Origin of the sequence: Citrobacter sp. Cm046 (assembly GCF_030333065.1) — a bacterium.
GTDB lineage: Bacteria > Pseudomonadota > Gammaproteobacteria > Enterobacterales > Enterobacteriaceae > Citrobacter > Citrobacter murliniae.
The window spans coordinates 34,860-51,654 of record NZ_JAOWGP010000032.1; the positions used below are offsets into that span (position 1 = coordinate 34,860).

At 49.6% G+C, this 16,795-nt stretch carries 14 protein-coding genes; all 14 read left to right on the forward strand.

What is annotated here, in order from left to right; translation table 11 throughout:
• The first annotated feature begins 8 nt into the window (after positions 1-8).
• The 14 genes from wcaF to OGX98_RS04015 all read left to right on the forward strand — a co-directional run bounded on the left by wcaF (position 9) and on the right by OGX98_RS04015 (position 16,793).
• Positions 9-563: a colanic acid biosynthesis acetyltransferase WcaF gene (gene wcaF, locus OGX98_RS03950; protein ID WP_045444700.1), complete on the forward strand. Its 555-nt coding sequence runs from the start codon at positions 9-11 to the stop codon at positions 561-563.
• A 24-nt stretch (positions 564-587) separates the two neighbouring features.
• Positions 588-1,709 carry a GDP-mannose 4,6-dehydratase gene (gene gmd, locus OGX98_RS03955; RefSeq protein WP_045444698.1) on the forward strand — a complete coding sequence of 374 codons (1,122 nt, stop codon included), beginning with the start codon at positions 588-590 and terminating at the stop codon, positions 1,707-1,709.
• Between the two features lie 2 nt (positions 1,710-1,711).
• Positions 1,712-2,677, forward strand: coding sequence for a GDP-L-fucose synthase (gene fcl, locus OGX98_RS03960; RefSeq protein WP_048221100.1), 966 nt, complete (start codon positions 1,712-1,714; stop codon positions 2,675-2,677).
• A 2-nt stretch (positions 2,678-2,679) separates the two neighbouring features.
• Complete coding sequence (locus OGX98_RS03965) at positions 2,680-3,159, forward strand: GDP-mannose mannosyl hydrolase (RefSeq protein ID WP_284097173.1); 480 nt, start codon at positions 2,680-2,682, stop codon at positions 3,157-3,159.
• Positions 3,156-4,379: a colanic acid biosynthesis fucosyltransferase WcaI gene (gene wcaI / locus OGX98_RS03970; protein WP_200012714.1), complete on the forward strand. Its 1,224-nt coding sequence runs from the start codon at positions 3,156-3,158 to the stop codon at positions 4,377-4,379. Before OGX98_RS03965 ends, wcaI begins: the two co-directional genes overlap by 4 nt.
• Before the next feature lie 3 nt (positions 4,380-4,382).
• Positions 4,383-5,819, forward strand: a complete 1,437-nt coding sequence (cpsB, locus tag OGX98_RS03975; RefSeq protein WP_286594851.1) for a mannose-1-phosphate guanyltransferase — start codon at positions 4,383-4,385, stop codon at positions 5,817-5,819.
• A 112-nt stretch (positions 5,820-5,931) separates the two neighbouring features.
• A complete protein-coding gene (gene cpsG / locus OGX98_RS03980; protein WP_048221104.1) occupies positions 5,932-7,302 on the forward strand; it encodes a colanic acid biosynthesis phosphomannomutase CpsG in 1,371 nt (456 codons plus the stop codon).
• 39 nt (positions 7,303-7,341) lie between these two features.
• The gene (wcaJ, locus tag OGX98_RS03985) at positions 7,342-8,736 is read left to right on the forward strand and encodes an undecaprenyl-phosphate glucose phosphotransferase (RefSeq protein ID WP_286594852.1); all 1,395 of its coding nucleotides are present in this window, start codon (positions 7,342-7,344) and stop codon (positions 8,734-8,736) included.
• A 1-nt stretch (position 8,737) separates the two neighbouring features.
• Complete coding sequence (wzxC, locus tag OGX98_RS03990) at positions 8,738-10,216, forward strand: colanic acid undecaprenyl disphosphate flippase WzxC (RefSeq protein WP_286594853.1); 1,479 nt, start codon at positions 8,738-8,740, stop codon at positions 10,214-10,216.
• Between the two features lie 23 nt (positions 10,217-10,239).
• On the forward strand, positions 10,240-11,520 hold the full coding sequence (wcaK, locus tag OGX98_RS03995) for a colanic acid biosynthesis pyruvyl transferase WcaK (protein ID WP_048221106.1): 1,281 nt from the start codon (positions 10,240-10,242) through the stop codon (positions 11,518-11,520).
• Positions 11,517-12,737, forward strand: coding sequence for a colanic acid biosynthesis glycosyltransferase WcaL (gene wcaL, locus OGX98_RS04000; RefSeq protein ID WP_286594854.1), 1,221 nt, complete (start codon positions 11,517-11,519; stop codon positions 12,735-12,737). The genes wcaK and wcaL overlap by 4 nt, the downstream gene beginning before the upstream one ends.
• 11 nt (positions 12,738-12,748) lie before the next feature.
• The gene (gene wcaM, locus OGX98_RS04005; protein ID WP_286594855.1) at positions 12,749-14,137 is read left to right on the forward strand and encodes a colanic acid biosynthesis protein WcaM; all 1,389 of its coding nucleotides are present in this window, start codon (positions 12,749-12,751) and stop codon (positions 14,135-14,137) included.
• Positions 14,138-14,302: 165 nt separating this feature from the next.
• Positions 14,303-15,196 carry a GalU regulator GalF gene (galF, locus tag OGX98_RS04010; RefSeq protein ID WP_045444671.1) on the forward strand — a complete coding sequence of 298 codons (894 nt, stop codon included), beginning with the start codon at positions 14,303-14,305 and terminating at the stop codon, positions 15,194-15,196.
• 343 nt (positions 15,197-15,539) lie between these two features.
• Positions 15,540-16,793, forward strand: coding sequence for a flippase (locus tag OGX98_RS04015; protein WP_286594856.1), 1,254 nt, complete (start codon positions 15,540-15,542; stop codon positions 16,791-16,793).
• The last annotated feature ends 2 nt before the right edge of the window (positions 16,794-16,795 follow it).

Sequence of the window (16,795 nt, forward strand, 5' to 3'; positions counted from 1 at the left end):
GGCGCACTATGCAGAATTTAAATGGCTTCTCAGTACCGAAAGGTTTTCGCGGAGGCGGCGCCATTAAAGTGCAATTATGGTGGGCAGTACAGGCGACATTATTTCGGCTGTCACCACAGGTGATGTATCGCTGGCGCGCATTTTTATTACGAATGTTTGGCGCAAAAATAGGAAAAAACGTAGTAATCAGACCTTCAGTAAAAATTACTTATCCGTGGAAATTAACCCTGGGAGATTATGCCTGGGTAGGTGATGACACGGTTTTATATACGCTGGGTAATATTACGATTGGTGCGCACGCGGTTATTTCACAGAAAAGTTATTTATGCACCGGGAGTCATGATTTCACCAGTCAATATTTTGATATTACCGCCACGCCGATTGTTGTTGGTGAGAAATGCTGGCTGGCGACGGATGTTTTTGTTGCTCCTGGTGTGACGATTGGCGATGGCACCGTAGTGGGTGCACGAAGCAGCGTTTTTAAATCGCTGCCGGCAAATACCGTTTGTCGGGGTAATCCCGCAGTTGTTACGCGCAAACGCGTCGAAAAAGTTACTCCCTGAGGGGATCATTTAAGAGGTGAAAACATGTCAAAAGTCGCTCTCATTACTGGCGTAACCGGGCAGGATGGTTCCTATCTGGCAGAGCTTTTGCTGGAAAAAGGTTATGAAGTGCATGGTATTAAACGCCGTGCATCATCGTTTAACACCGAACGCGTGGACCATATTTACCAGGATCCGCATTCGGGTAATCCCAAATTCCATCTGCATTATGGCGATCTGACGGATACCTCCAACCTGACCCGGATTTTACAGGAAGTTCAACCGGATGAAGTTTATAACCTGGGGGCGATGAGCCACGTAGCGGTGTCATTTGAATCACCGGAATATACCGCTGACGTCGATGCGATTGGCACGCTGCGCCTGCTGGAGGCGATCCGCTTCCTCGGTCTCGAAAAGAAAACCCGTTTTTATCAGGCATCCACCTCTGAATTGTATGGCCTGGTACAGGAAATTCCGCAGAAAGAGACCACGCCGTTTTATCCGCGATCGCCGTATGCAGTTGCCAAACTGTATGCCTACTGGATCACCGTTAACTACCGTGAATCCTACGGCATGTTTGCCTGTAACGGCATTCTGTTTAACCACGAATCTCCGCGCCGGGGGGAAACCTTTGTCACGCGGAAAATTACCCGTGCGATTGCCAATATCGCCCAGGGGCTGGAGTCGTGTCTGTATCTCGGCAATATGGATTCCCTGCGCGACTGGGGACATGCCAAAGATTACGTCAGGATGCAGTGGATGATGCTGCAACAGGAAACACCAGAAGATTTTGTTATTGCCACTGGTGTGCAGTATTCCGTACGTCAGTTTGTGGAAATGGCGGCGGCACAGTTGGGCATTAAATTGCGCTTTGAAGGTCAGGGCGTGAACGAAAAAGGGATTGTCGTTTCCGTGACCGGCCATGATGCCCCAGGTGTTAAACCGGGCGATGTGATGATTGCTGTCGATCCGCGTTATTTCCGTCCGGCTGAGGTAGAAACTCTGCTGGGCGATCCGGCCAGGGCTCACGAAAAACTGGGCTGGAAACCGGAAATTACGCTGCGCCAGATGGTCTCTGAAATGGTTGCCAACGATCTGGAGGCGGCGAAGCGACATTCTCTGCTGAAATCCCATGGGTATGAGGTCGCCATCGCGCTGGAGTACTGAGGATGATGAAACAACGTATTTTTGTGGCGGGCCATCGCGGGATGGTGGGGTCTGCCATCGTGAGGCAACTGGCGCAGCGCGATAACGTTGAGTTGGTGCTGCGTACCCGTGATGAGCTTAATCTGCTGGACGGGAATGCGGTGCGTCACTTCTTCGCGACCGAACGTATTGACCAGGTGTATCTGGCAGCGGCAAAAGTGGGTGGTATTGTGGCAAATAATACTTATCCTGCTGATTTTATTTATGAAAACATGATGATTGAGAGCAATGTTATTCATGCGGCTCATCAGCATAACGTGAATAAGCTGCTCTTCCTCGGCTCATCATGCATTTACCCGAAGATGGCCAGACAGCCGATGCACGAAAGTGAACTATTGCAGGGGGCGCTTGAACCCACTAATGAACCGTATGCGATTGCAAAAATTGCCGGGATCAAGTTGTGCGAGTCATACAACCGTCAATATGACCGCGACTATCGTTCGGTAATGCCCACCAATCTATACGGGCCGCACGACAATTTTCATCCGAGCAATTCGCATGTGATCCCGGCGTTGCTGCGCCGCTTTCATGATGCCTGTAATCAAAATGCGGCGGACGTTGTGGTGTGGGGGAGCGGGACGCCGATGCGCGAGTTCCTGCATGTGGATGATATGGCCGCGGCCAGTATTCATGTGATGGAGCTGGCTCGCGAAGTCTGGCGAGAGCACACCCAGCCGATGTTGTCGCATATCAACGTAGGTACAGGTGTTGACTGCACTATTCGCGAACTGGCGCAGACTATCGCGAAGGTAGTGGGCTACAAAGGGCGCGTGGTGTTTGATGCCTCGAAACCGGATGGTACACCACGGAAGTTGCTCGATGTCACGCGACTACACCAGCTTGGCTGGTATCACGAAGTGTCGCTGGAGGCCGGACTTGCCAGCACCTGGCAGTGGTTCCTTGAGAATCAGCAGCGGTATCGGGGGTAATTATGTTTTTACGCCATGAAGATTTTGCCACCGTCGTGCGCTCTGCCCCGTTGGTGGCTATTGATTTGATTGTGGAAAACGCGCGTGGCGAGTACCTGTTTGGTCAGCGCATCAATCGCCCGGCTCAGGGATACTGGTTTGTACCGGGGGGGCGGGTGCAAAAAGATGAGCCGCTTCATATGGCCTTCGAACGCCTGACCGAAGCCGAACTGGGGCTACGTTTATCGATGTCCGCAGGCAAGTTTTATGGGGTCTGGCAGCACTTTTATGACGATAACTTTTCCGGTGAGGATTTCTCGACCCATTACATCGTGCTCGGTTTTCGTCTGCGGGTGCAGCAAAACGAACTGCAATTGCCTGATGCCCAGCATGAGGCGTATCGCTGGCTAACACCTGAGGCACTGTTGGAGTGTGAGAACGTGCACGATAATAGCCTGGCGTACTTTATGCCGGAGCGTCAGCCCGGAGTGGCGGGAATATGAAGATCCTGGTGTATGGCATTAACTATTCTCCCGAGCTAACTGGCATCGGCAAGTACACCGGTGAGATGGTGGAGTGGATGGCGCGCAAAGGGCATGACGTTCGGGTGATCACCGCGCCTCCTTATTATCCACAGTGGAAAGTAAACGGTCGCTATTCCTGCTGGCGCTACCGTCGTGAGGAGGGTGATGCCATTGTCTGGCGTTGTCCTCTGTACGTGCCTGAACAGCCATCAACGCTTAAGCGCCTGCTGCATTTAGGCAGTTTCGCTCTGAGTAGTTTTTTCCCGCTAATGGCCCAGCGTCGCTGGAAACCGGATCGCATTATTGGTGTAGTGCCAACGCTGTTTTGTACGCCTGGCATGCGGTTGCTGGCCTGGCTTTCCGGGGCGCGGACGCTGCTGCACATCCAGGACTATGAAGTTGACGCTATGTTAGGGCTCGGGATGGTCGGGAAAAGCAAAAGCAGCGCAGTGGCGAAACTGGCCAGCGCTTTTGAGCGCAGTGGTCTGCACAGTGTGGACCACGTTTCGACAATCTCTCGTTCCATGATGAACAAAGCTGAGGGAAAAGGCGTCGCGCCGCAGAAGGTTATTTTCTTTCCTAACTGGTCGGAAGTGGCGCGTTTTCGTGAGGTGTCCACAGCCGATGCTCAGGCACTACGTCAGTACCTCGGTTTGCCTGAAGATCAAAAAATCATTCTCTACTCAGGCAATGTTGGAGAAAAACAGGGACTGGAAAGCGTGATTGATGCGGCAGTTCAACTTAGGAATCAACCATGGTTGTTTGTGATCGTCGGGCAGGGTGGTGGAAAAGCGCGGCTGGAGAAGATGGTCAGTGAACTCGGTCTGCACAACGTGAAATTTTTCCCCCTGCAGTCTTATGACGCGCTACCTGCGTTACTGAAGATGGGCGATTGCCATTTAGTCGTGCAAAAACGTGGTGCGGCGGATGCCGTTTTGCCTTCAAAACTGACCAATATACTCGCTGTTGGCGGCAATGCAGTGATCACCGCCGAGCCTGAAACCGAACTCGGTCAGCTCTGTGAAAGCTATCCGGGGATTGCGGTTTGCGTGGAGCCGGAGTCGGTGAGTGCATTGGTCAGTGGTATTGAACAGGCGTTGATGATGCCAAAAGTAAACACGGTGGCGCGAAACTATGCCGAATGCACACTGGATAAAGAAAATGTGCTCACCCAATTTATTGCAGATATACGGGGATAAATCATGAGTCAATCCAAACTCTTTCCGGTCGTTATGGCCGGTGGCTCTGGTAGTCGGTTGTGGCCGTTGTCCCGTGTACTGTATCCAAAACAGTTCTTGTGCCTGAAAGGCGATCTCACCATGTTGCAGACCACAATTTGTCGTCTGAACGGCGTAGAGTGCGAAAGCCCGGTCGTTATCTGCAATGAACAACACCGTTTCATCGTGGCGGAACAGTTACGACAACTTAATAAGCTGACCGAGAACATTATCCTTGAACCCGCAGGGCGCAATACAGCCCCAGCGATTGCGCTGGCTGCGCTTGCGGCAAAACGTCACACCCCGCAGAGGGATCCGCTACTGTTGGTGCTGGCAGCTGATCATGTGATTACCAACGAAGGGGCTTTTCGCGAAGCGGTTCGCAATGCCATGCCTTATGCCGATGCGGGTAAACTGGTGACGTTTGGCATCGTGCCGGATCAGGCTGAAACTGGCTACGGTTATATTCGGCGTGGCGATGTTTCCCCCACCAATACCGATGCTGTCGCTTTTGACGTTGCGCAGTTTGTTGAGAAACCCAATCTTGAAACCGCGCGGGGTTATGTGGCAAGCGGCGATTACTACTGGAACAGCGGTATGTTTTTGTTCCGTGCCGGTCGCTACCTCGAAGAACTGAGAAAGTACCGTCCCGATATTTTCGACGCCTGTGAGAATGCCATGAGCATGGCCGATCCCGATCTTGATTTCGTTCGCGTTGATGAAGAGGCCTTTCTCGCCTGCCCGGAAGAGTCGGTGGACTATGCGGTGATGGAGCATACGGCTGACGCAGTAGTGATGCCGATGAACGCGGGCTGGAGTGATGTGGGTTCGTGGTCATCGCTGTGGGAAATCAGCGCCCATACCGCCGAAGGTAATGTGCATCACGGCGACGTGATTAGCCACAAAACTGAAAACAGCTATGTCTACGCGGAGTCAGGCCTGGTGACGACTGTTGGTGTGAAGGATCTGGTGGTGGTACAGACCAAAGATGCGGTGTTGATTGCCGATCGCAACGCGGTACAGGATGTGAAAAAGGTGGTTGAACAGATTAAAGCTGACGGACGCCATGAACACCATATTCACCGTGAAGTGTACCGTCCGTGGGGCAAGTATGACTCTATTGATGCCGGAGAACGCTACCAGGTGAAGCGTATTACCGTTAAACCGGGTGAGGGGTTGTCTGTGCAGATGCATCATCACCGCGCCGAACATTGGGTGGTGGTGGCCGGTACGGCTAAGGTGACAGTCAATGACGACATCAAACTGCTTGGCGAAAATGAGTCGGTCTATATTCCTCTGGGGGCGACTCATTGCCTGGAGAACCCCGGGAAAATTCCGCTAGACCTGATTGAAGTGCGCTCGGGATCCTATCTCGAAGAGGACGATGTGGTGCGCTTTGAGGACCGCTACGGACGGGTTTAACGCTACAAATCTGCAGGCCCGGTAAGCACAGCGTTATCGGGCAAATAATGACAACAACCTGTTTTGGCCATATTCCGGTCAGGGCTAACTGTTGCCTGAAAAAGGGGAAATCATGACGAAATTAACCTGTTTCAAAGCCTACGATATTCGCGGCAAGCTAGGCGACGAGCTGAATGAAGACATTGCATGGCGTATTGGCCGCGCCTGTGGTGAATTCCTGCAACCGAAAACGGTGGTACTGGGCGGCGATGTGCGTCTGAGTAGCGAAGCGCTTAAGCTGGCGCTGGCGAAAGGGCTGCAGGACGCGGGGGTGGACGTACTGGATCTTGGTATGTCAGGCACTGAAGAGATTTACTTCGCGACGTTTCACCTTGGTGTTGACGGTGGTATCGAAGTCACCGCCAGCCATAACCCGATGGATTACAATGGGATGAAGCTGGTACGTGAAGGCGCGAGACCCATCAGTGGCGATACCGGCCTGCGAGACGTGCAGCGCCTGGCACAGTCTAACGATTTTCCGCCCGTCAACCCGACAACACGCGGTAGTTACAAGACTATTAATCTGCGTGACGCTTACATTGACCATCTGCTGAGTTATATCAACGTCAACAATCTGCAACCGATAAAGCTGGTGCTTAATTCTGGTAACGGTGCGGCAGGTCCGGTGGTGGATGCCATTGAAGCCCGGTTTAAGACGCTGGGCGTGCCGGTTGAATTCATCAAAATTCACAATACCCCTGATGGCTCCTTCCCTAATGGTATTCCCAACCCACTGTTACCGGAATGTCGTGCAGATACCCGGAATGCGGTGATTGAACACGGTGCGGATATGGGGATTGCTTTTGACGGGGATTTTGACCGTTGCTTCCTGTTCGATGAGAAGGGCCAGTTTATCGAGGGTTACTACATCGTTGGCCTGCTGGCACAGGCATTTCTGGAGAAACATCCAGGGGCCAAAATTATCCATGACCCGCGTTTGTCCTGGAACACGGTGGATGTGGTGAACACTGCGGGAGGCACGCCGGTGATGTCGAAAACCGGCCACGCTTTTATCAAAGAGCGTATGCGTCATGAAGATGCGGTTTACGGCGGTGAGATGAGCGCCCATCACTATTTCCGCGATTTTGCTTACTGCGATAGTGGGATGATCCCGTGGTTGCTGGTAGCGGAATTGCTGTGTCTGAAAAGACAGTCGCTGGGCGAACTGGTACGTGACCGGATGGCGGCGTACCCGGCGAGTGGCGAAATTAACAGCACGCTGGCGGAGCCGGCAGTGGCTATCAATCGTGTGGAACAACATTTTTCAGGTGAGGCGCTGACGGTGGACAGAACCGATGGTATCAGCATGTCATTTGCCGACTGGCGCTTCAATTTACGTTCCTCCAATACCGAACCCGTGGTGCGCCTTAATGTGGAATCGCGCGGAGATATTCCGTTGATGGAAGCGCGAACACGCACTCTTCTGGCGTTGCTGAATCAGTAATGCCGGTTCTTCCGGACGGGTTGACTAACAGGAACCACGATGACACATCTAAAAAAGCGCGAACGAACCAAAACCAATGCGTCGTTAATCTCGATGGTGCAACGCTTTTCGGATATCACCATCATGTTTGGCGGACTGTGGATGGTCTGCGAATTGGCCGGTTTGCCTTTCCTGTACATGCACCTGCTGGTGGCGTTAATCACGCTGGTGGTTTTTCAGATGCTGGGCGGAATAACGGATTTTTACCGCTCCTGGCGCGGCGTCAAAATATCCACTGAGCTGGTGTTACTGCTGCAAAACTGGACGCTGAGTCTGATTTTTAGTGCGGGATTGATTGCCTTTAATAACGATTTTGATAACCGACTGGCCCTGTGGCTGGCGTGGTATTTGCTTTCAAGCGCCGGCCTGGTGCTGTGTCGTGCTTTTATTCGCTTCGGTGCGGGATGGTTGCGAAACCGCGGTTATAACACTCGACGGGTAGCAGTTGCAGGCGATCTCCCCGCAGGGCAGATGCTGCTGGATAGTTTTCGCCATGAACCGTGGCTCGGTTTTGAGGTGGCTGGCGTCTATCATGACCCAGAGCCTGGAAGAAACTCTCGTGACTGGGCCGGAAATCTGCAACAACTGGTGGATGACGCCAAAGCTTCACGCATTCATAACGTCTATATCGCAATGTCGATGAACGAAGGGGCACGCGTAAAAAAACTGGTGCGCGACCTGGCTGATACCACCTGTTCGGTGATCCTTATTCCCGATGTCTTTACTTTCAATATCCTGCACTCGCGGATTGAAGAGATGAACGGTGTGCCGGTTGTCCCCTTGTATGACACGCCGCTGTCAGGCATTAACCGTCTGCTGAAACGCGCGGAAGATATCGTGCTGGCGTCGTTAATTCTGTTGCTTATTTCTCCGGTGTTATGCGCCATTGCGCTGATGGTGAAGCTGACCTCAAAGGGACCAGTCATTTTTCGCCAGACGCGTTACGGCATAGACGGCAAACCGATCAAAGTCTGGAAATTTCGCTCCATGAAGGTAATGGAAAACGATGCGGTGGTGACTCAGGCGACCCAGAACGATCCGCGTGTGACCCGCATAGGCAACTTCCTGCGCCGCACTTCGCTTGATGAACTGCCGCAGTTTATTAATGTGCTGACGGGGGGGATGTCTATTGTCGGTCCACGTCCGCATGCGGTGGCGCATAACGAACAGTATCGTCAGTTGATCGAAGGTTACATGCTGCGCCATAAGGTGAAACCCGGCATTACCGGTTGGGCGCAAATCAATGGCTGGCGTGGTGAAACCGATACGCTGGAAAAAATGGAAAAACGCGTTGAGTTTGACCTTGAGTACATTCGTGAATGGAGCGTGTGGTTCGATATCAAGATTGTTTTTCTGACGGTGTTTAAAGGCTTTGTGAATAAAGCGGCGTATTAATATGAGCTTACGAGAAAAAACCCTCAACGGCGCAAAGTGGTCAGCAATTGCCACGGTGATCATCATTGGCCTTGGCCTGATCCAGATGACTGTACTGGCGCGCATTATTGATAGCCATCAGTTCGGGCTGTTAACCGTGTCGCTGGTGATTATCGCGCTGGCAGATACGCTGTCAGATTTTGGTATCGCCAATTCTATTATTCAGCGCAAAGAGATCGGTTATGTTGAACTCACCACCCTGTACTGGATAAACGTTGGGCTGGGTATTGTTGTTTGCGTAGCGATGTTTCTGCTCAGTGATACGATTGCCAGTGTACTGAACACCCCCGATCTGGCGCCGCTGATAAAAGCGCTGTCGCTGGCGTTTGTGGTAATACCGCATGGCCAACAGTTCCGCGCCCTGATGCAAAAAGAGCTGGAATTCAACAAAATTGGCATCATCGAAACCAGTTCGGTGCTGACCGGTTTTACCTTTACCGTGGTCAGCGCCCACGTTTGGCCGTTAGCGATGACGGCTATTCTGGGCTATCTGGTGAACTGTGTGCTGCGAACGCTGCTGTTCGGCTATTTGGGTCGCAAAATTTATCGCCCCGGACTGCATTTTTCCCTCGCTAGCGTGTCGGCAAACCTGCGTTTTGGCGCGTGGCTGACTGCAGACAGCATCATCAATTACGTTAATACCAATCTTTCCATCCTGGTACTGGCCAGAACTCTGGGGGCTGGCGTTGCGGGAGGGTTCAACCTTGCCTGGAATGTGGCGGTTGTGCCGCCAATAAAACTGAATCCAATTATTACCCGTGTGCTGTTTCCGGCGTTTGCCAAAATTCAGGACGACACGGAAAAGCTACGGGTGAATTTTTACAAGCTGCTGTCGGTCGTGGGGATTATCAATTTCCCGGCGCTGCTGGGATTAATGGTGGTGTCGAACAACGCGGTGCCGCTGGTGTTTGGTGAGAAGTGGAACAGTATCGTTCCGGTACTGCAACTGCTGTGCATTGTGGGTCTGCTGCGTTCAGTCGGTAATCCGATAGGTTCTTTGCTGATGGCAAAAGCACGTGTCGATATCAGCTTCAAATTCAATGTATTCAAAACCTTTTTGTTTATCCCTGCCATTCTGGTTGGCGGGAATATTGCTGGTGCGCTTGGCGTCACGCTGGGGTTTTTGCTGGTACAGATCATTAATACCATCCTTAGCTATTTCGTGATGATCAAACCGGTACTGGGGCCGAGCTACCGGCAGTACATGCTCAGTCTGTGGTTACCGTTCTATCTCTCCTTACCGACACTGGTTGTGAGTTACCTGACTGGAATTACGCTGCAAGGTCAGTTGCCGTTAAGCATGCTGCTGGCCTTACAAATAGCGGCAGGGGCGCTGGCGTTTACCGTGATGATTTTACTTTCGCGTCATCCGCTGGTGGTGGAGGTTAAGCGCCAGTTCTGCCGCAGTGAAAAAATGAAAACACTGCTACGCGCAGGGTAAGAAAATCGTTTTAAGAGGTCATTATGAAATTACTAATTCTGGGCAACCACACCTGCGGAAATCGTGGCGATAGCGCTATTCTGCGCGGTTTGTTGGATGCCATTAATACGCTACAGCCAGAGACTGAAGTAGATGTGATGAGCCGCTACCCGGTGAGTTCCTCCTGGTTACTGAACCGCCCGGTGATGGGTGATCCGTTGTATTCACAAATGAAGCAGCACAACAATGCTGCGGGTGTGGTGGGGCGGGTGAAGAAAATACTGCGCCGTCGCTATCAGCATCAGGTACTGCTTTCTCGCGTCACTGATTCTGGCAATCTGCGTAATATCGCGATTGCTCAGGGATTTACCGACTTTGTCCGTCTGCTTTCGCGCTATGACGCCATTATCCAGGTCGGCGGATCTTTTTTTGTCGATTTGTACGGTGTACCGCAGTTTGAGCATGCTTTGTGTTCATTTATGGCCAAAAAACCGCTGTACATGATTGGTCACAGTGTGGGGCCATTCCAGGATGAACAGTTTAATCAACTGGCGAATTACGTTTTTGGGCACTGCAATGCGCTGATTTTACGTGAATCAGTCAGCCTGGAACTGATGAAACGCAGTGAAATAACCACGGCGAAAGTTGAGTCCGGCGTGGATACAGCCTGGCTCGTTGACAATCATCAGGATGATTTTGAGCCAGGTTATGCTGTACAGCACTGGTTACAAACGGTGGCAAAACAAAAAACCGTCGCCATTACCCTGCGCGAATTGGCACCGTTTGATAAGCGTCTGGGAACAACGCAGCAGGCCTATGAGCAAGCTTTTGCCGGAGTGGTAAACAGGATCCTTGACGCAGGTTACCAGGTGGTGGCGCTGTCAACGTGTACCGGGATTGATAGTTACAACAAAGATGACCGCATGGTGGCGCTGAATCTGCGTCAGTACATCAACGATCCAGACCGTTACCACGTGGTAATGGATGAACTGAACGACCTCGAGATGGGGAAAATTCTCGGCGCATGTGATTTAACGGTGGGCACGCGTCTGCATTCCGCCATCATCTCAATGAACTTTGACACTCCGGCGATTGCTATCAATTACGAGCATAAATCAGCGGGGATTATGCAACAACTGGGGCTACCGGAGATGGCTGTTGATATTAGTCATCTGCTGGATGGCAGCCTGGAAGGTAAGGTTACCGATACCCTCGGCCAACTACCGGAACTGAACGTACGCGTGGAAGACGCTGTAAAGCGTGAACGTGAACAGGGGTTGCGGATGGTGCAGTCGGTATTAGCTCGTATCGGGGAGGAAAAATGAAGGTTGGATTTTTCCTGCTCAAATTCCCGCTTTCATCAGAAACTTTTGTGCTTAATCAGATCACTGCGTTTATTGATATGGGTTATGAAGTGGAAATTGTCGCCTTGCATAAGGGCGACCTTGAAAATACGCATGCCTCATACGATGCCTATCAGCTGGCAGAAAAAACGCGCTGGCTGCTTGATGAACCGAACGACAAACTGAGGAAGTTGCAATACCGGATTACTGCTGCGTTACAAGGGATTACCCGCATGGTCTCCTGGAAGGCACTCAATATTTCGCGCTACGGTGATGAGGCGCGCAACCTGATTTTGGCCGCCATATGCGGGTTAACGCCAAAGGCATTGCATGCCGATGTGTTTATTGCTCACTTTGGACCGGCAGGTGTGACGGCGGCGAAACTACGTGAGCTTGGTGTAATTAGCGGCAAAATAGCGACGGTGTTTCACGGCATTGATATTTCACATCGGGAGGTGCTTGCCCGTTATACCCCGGAATATCAAAAGCTGTTTCAGCGCGGAGATTTAATGTTGCCGATCAGTAATCTTTGGGCCGGGCGTTTACAAAAGATGGGATGCCCGCCAGAAAAAATCGCTGTATCACGCATGGGGATAGATATGACACGGTTTACTCCTCGTGAAGTGAAAGCACCTGCTGCTCTGCTGGAAATTCTCTCTGTCGCACGATTAACCGAGAAAAAAGGGCTGCACGTCGCCATCGAAGCCTGTCGTCAGTTGAAAGAGCAGGGCATGGCATTTCGTTATCGGATCCTGGGCATTGGCCCCTGGGAGCGTCGTCTGCGTACGCTGATTGAGCAATATCAACTGGATGATGTGATTGAAATGTCGGGTTTTATGCCCAGTCATCAGGTGAAAGAGATGCTCGAGCGAGCGGACGTATTTCTGCTGCCCTCAATCACAGGGACGGATGGTGATATGGAGGGGATCCCGGTGGCACTGATGGAAGCGATGGCTGTGGGGATCCCGGTCGTTTCTACCGTTCACAGTGGTATCCCTGAGCTGGTTGAGTCCGGTAAGACAGGCTGGCTGGTTCCCGAAAACGATGCGCAGGCGCTGGCAGAACGACTGGCAGCATTGACTCATATCGACAGCGGAGAGCTAAAGCCAATTGTGCTGCGTGCACGTGAGAAAATTGAATCTGAATTCAATCAGTCAGTCATCAATACGCAGTTATCCAGCCTGTTGCAAACGCTGTGATTCGAGGTTGTATGCCAGAGAAAAAACTTTCCCGACGTACCTTTCTGGCGGCAGGCTCCGCGCTTGTCGTACTCCATTCACCGGTTGGACGCTCGCTTGAAACCGGGCGCAGCGTTAACATTCAGGACTACGATCCAAAGGATTGGGTAGCTTCGTTCCGACAGGCATTTTCAGAGGCACAAACGGTCGTTGTACCTGTCGGGTTGGTATGTGGAAACATGAATACCGGGATTTTCATTCCGCAAGGTAAAACATTACTTCTGCAAGGTCACATAAGCAGTAATGGGCGTGGTCGATTTGTTCTGCAGGATGGTTGCAAGGTAGTAGGGGAGAAAGGCGGGAGCCTGCATAATATTACCCTCGATGTGCGTGGATCGGACTGCCTGATTAAAGGAATCATGATGAGCGGTTTTGGTCCGGTGACGCAGATATATATCGGCGGTAAAAAAAAGCGGGTGATGCGCAACCTTACCATCGATGATATTACCATCACCCATGCTAATTACGGGATCCTGCGCCAGGGATTTCATAACCAACTGGATGGTGTGCAAATCACTAATAGTCGCTTTAGTGATTTGCAGGGCGATGCCATTGAGTGGAATGTGGCAATAAACGATCGCGATATTCTTATCTCCGACCATGTTATAGAGCGCATCAACTGTACCAATGGCAATGTTAACTGGGGCATCGGTATAGGGCTGGCGGGAAGTACCTATGACAATACCTACCCGGACGACCAGGCAGTGAAAAACTTTGTGGTTGCGAATATCACCGGTAGCGACTGCCGCCAGTTAATCCATGTGGAGAACGGTAAGCACTTTATCATTCGTAATGTCAATGCGCGGAATATCACTCCGGATTTCAGTAAGAAAGCGGGTATTGATAATGCAACGATTGCTATTTATGGGTGTGATAATTTTGTGATAGATAATATAAAGATGAGGAATGGCGCGGGAATACTGATTGGTTACGGCGTAGTCAAAGGGCGATATTTATCGATCCCTCAAAACTTTAAATTAAATAATATTCAACTGGATAACACTAGTTTTGATTATAAATTACGCGGCATCCAGATTTCCTCAGGTAATGCTACCTCTTTCGTATCCATCACCAATGTCGATATGAAGCGTGGAACGCTTGAGCTACATAACAAACCGCAGCATCTGTTTTTACGTAATATCAAGGTAATGCAGCAATCCACAGTGGGACCCGCGCTAAAAATGCACTTCGATCTGCGTAAGGACATTCGCGGGAAGTTTATGGCCAAAGAGAATACATTGCTGTCACTGGCTAATGTCAATGCGGTAAATGAGACCGGGCAGAGTTCGGCCGATATCGACAGTGTGAATCATCAGGTGGTGAATGTGGATACAGTGAATTTTACGCTACCGGAGCGGTAATTTTACGAGCTTTTCTGCCTAAAATGATACCAGCTTGAGATTAATACTACTGCATTTGGCACATAAGCGGAGTAACATGTGAGGCATCTGATCAATGTAATTCATACTGGCTAAAACAAGCTAAAAAGCTATAATTCAGCAACTATTGTATAGGTGAATGACTTAATGGTTAATTTGAAAGCAGTTATTCCGGTAGCGGGCCTGGGGATGCATATGTTGCCTGCCACAAAGGCCATCCCAAAAGAGATGCTGCCGATCGTCGATAAGCCGATGATTCAGTACATTGTCGACGAGATTGTTGCTGCAGGGATCAAAGAAATCGTTCTGGTTACTCATGCATCCAAGAATGCAGTAGAGAACCACTTCGACACCTCTTATGAATTAGAGTCTCTTCTTGAGCAACGCGTAAAACGCCAACTGCTAGCCGAAGTACAATCTATCTGCCCTCCTGGCGTGACTATTATGAACGTTCGTCAGGCTCAGCTGCTTGGCCTTGGTCATTCAATTCTATGTGCCCGCCCGATTGTAGGGGATAACCCGTTCGTGGTGGTGTTACCTGATGTTATTCTTGACAATGCAAGTGCAGATCCGTTGCGCTACAACCTGGCTGCTATGGTTGCCCGCTTTAATGAGACAGGGCGCAGTCAGGTACTGGCTAAACGTATGGAAGGCGACCTTTCAGAGTATTCTGTTATTCAGACCAAAGAACCTTTAGATAATGAAGGTAAAGTTAGCCGCATCGTTGAATTTATTGAAAAACCCGATCAGCCACAAACGCTGGACTCCGATCTGATGGCCGTGGGGCGTTATGTGCTTTCTGCAGATATCTGGGCTGAATTAGAGCATACGCAACCTGGCGCATGGGGACGTATTCAGTTAACCGATGCAATTGCTGAACTGGCGAAAAAACAGTCTGTTGATGCCATGTTGATGACCGGCGATAGCTATGACTGTGGTAAAAAAATGGGTTACATGCAGGCCTTTGTGAAGTACGGGCTGCGCAACCTGAAGGAAGGACCGAAGTTTCGCAAGAGCATTGAGAAGTTGCTTAGCGAATAGATTTTGATTTCTTTGTGACAATACTCCACAAAAAATAGCGGCAGCTAACATTCCAGCGTCTATGCTTGATGCTGTGGGGTGTTACTGTCGCTTTTTATTTTAAAAACAAAGGATAACAACAGGTTAACCTACTAAGTTTAATCTGCTTTTGATTGGATTTTTCCTTGTTTCTGGCCGCATTTGGTAAGACAATTAGCGTTTGGATTTAACAGAGCTTTGCGAAAGCTAGCAGGGCTGGTGACAATTTTGGATTTTAGGTAGTGCTCTGGTTGCTGTAAAGCCAGGGGCGGTAGCATACCTAAAAAATGTGCAGACATCTGCAGGTTTTCAAAAAAATAGAGTTATGAGTCTAATAAAGAATAGTTTTTATAATTTGGCTGGTTTTGCAATTCCAACATTCATTGCTGTACCGGCCTTAGGTTATCTTGCTCGAGTTATAGGCGTCGAAGCTTTTGGTATATTCACATTAGCATTTGCAATTGTGGGTTATGCTAGTATTTTTGACGCAGGGCTCAGTCGTGCTGTCATTCGAGAAATTTCTATTTATCGCGATGACTTGCAAGAACAGCATAAAATTATTGCTACATCAGGTGTAGTAGTATTGTTCCTAGGCTGTACGGCCGCAATTCTTTTATTACTGAGTGTGCCGTATCTTAATTCGTTTTTAAAAGTGTCAGTAGATATGAGAGATGAAGTTCGTCAGTCTTTCATATTACTGGCATTTATTATTCCAATTTATCTATTAAATCAGATATGGTTAGCATGGTTGGAAGGTCATGAGAAATTTATTAATATTAATGTACAGCGTTCAATTAGTAATTCAGCGATTGCTGGGCTTCCTGCTTTATGCTGTATGTTCCAACCTACATTAAAGTCTGCGATCATCGGTTTAATATTCGGTAGGTTAATTTCATTCATAATTACATGTTTTATTTGTCGAAAAATAATAGCTTCCAGTGGTATAAATTTTAGCAGAGCAACATTTGTACGGCTCATAAATTTTGGAGGATGGCTAACGATTAGCAATATAATCAGCCCGATGATGGTTTATTTTGACCGGTTTGTAGTGTCAAATTTATTAGGTGCGGGTAAAGTCGCTTTTTATACTGCTCCATCAGAGGGGGTTGGCCGACTATTAAATATTCCGGCTGCTTTAGCAAGAGCCTTATTTCCTAAGCTTAGTTACGCGCAATCAGTAGAGGAAAGAATAAGGCTTGAAAAGCAAAGTGTCCTATTGATGTCTATTATCTGTGTTCCCGTGGTCATCACATGCTTGTTCTTTTCCAAGCAGCTAATGACTTTATGGATGGGAGAGGAGTTTGGCATTCATTCAGCACACATTCTACAGGTCTTAATTGTAGGGTTTTATTTTAACGCCTTAGCTCAGATCCCATATTCACTAATACAGGCGGCAGGAAAAGCTAAGTTTACAGCGTTTATCCATCTTTCTGAGATAATCCCGTATCTTATCATTCTGTATGCTTTAACTTTACATTATGGATTATTAGGTACAGCTATCGCTTGGACAGGGCGAGTGGCTTTGGATGCGCTACTGCTAAAGATTGTATCAAATAAATTACGAATTTATAAAAGATAAAT

Bases quoted from the DNA above. Each gene is read 5' to 3' on its own strand.
- wcaK (WP_048221106.1), top strand. From the start codon at position 10,240: ATGAAATTACTAATTCTGGGCAACCACACCTGCGGAAATCGTGGCGAT.
- gmd (WP_045444698.1), top strand. From the start codon at position 588: ATGTCAAAAGTCGCTCTCATTACTGGCGTAACCGGGCAGGATGGTTCC.
- cpsG (WP_048221104.1), top strand. From the start codon at position 5,932: ATGACGAAATTAACCTGTTTCAAAGCCTACGATATTCGCGGCAAGCTA.
- wzxC (WP_286594853.1), top strand. From the start codon at position 8,738: ATGAGCTTACGAGAAAAAACCCTCAACGGCGCAAAGTGGTCAGCAATT.
- OGX98_RS04015 (WP_286594856.1), top strand. From the start codon at position 15,540: ATGAGTCTAATAAAGAATAGTTTTTATAATTTGGCTGGTTTTGCAATT.
- cpsB (WP_286594851.1), top strand. From the start codon at position 4,383: ATGAGTCAATCCAAACTCTTTCCGGTCGTTATGGCCGGTGGCTCTGGT.
- wcaI (WP_200012714.1), top strand. From the start codon at position 3,156: ATGAAGATCCTGGTGTATGGCATTAACTATTCTCCCGAGCTAACTGGC.
- OGX98_RS03965 (WP_284097173.1), top strand. From the start codon at position 2,680: ATGTTTTTACGCCATGAAGATTTTGCCACCGTCGTGCGCTCTGCCCCG.
- galF (WP_045444671.1), top strand. From the start codon at position 14,303: ATGGTTAATTTGAAAGCAGTTATTCCGGTAGCGGGCCTGGGGATGCAT.
- wcaL (WP_286594854.1), top strand. From the start codon at position 11,517: ATGAAGGTTGGATTTTTCCTGCTCAAATTCCCGCTTTCATCAGAAACT.
- fcl (WP_048221100.1), top strand. From the start codon at position 1,712: ATGATGAAACAACGTATTTTTGTGGCGGGCCATCGCGGGATGGTGGGG.
- wcaJ (WP_286594852.1), top strand. From the start codon at position 7,342: ATGACACATCTAAAAAAGCGCGAACGAACCAAAACCAATGCGTCGTTA.
- wcaM (WP_286594855.1), top strand. From the start codon at position 12,749: ATGCCAGAGAAAAAACTTTCCCGACGTACCTTTCTGGCGGCAGGCTCC.
- wcaF (WP_045444700.1), top strand. From the start codon at position 9: ATGCAGAATTTAAATGGCTTCTCAGTACCGAAAGGTTTTCGCGGAGGC.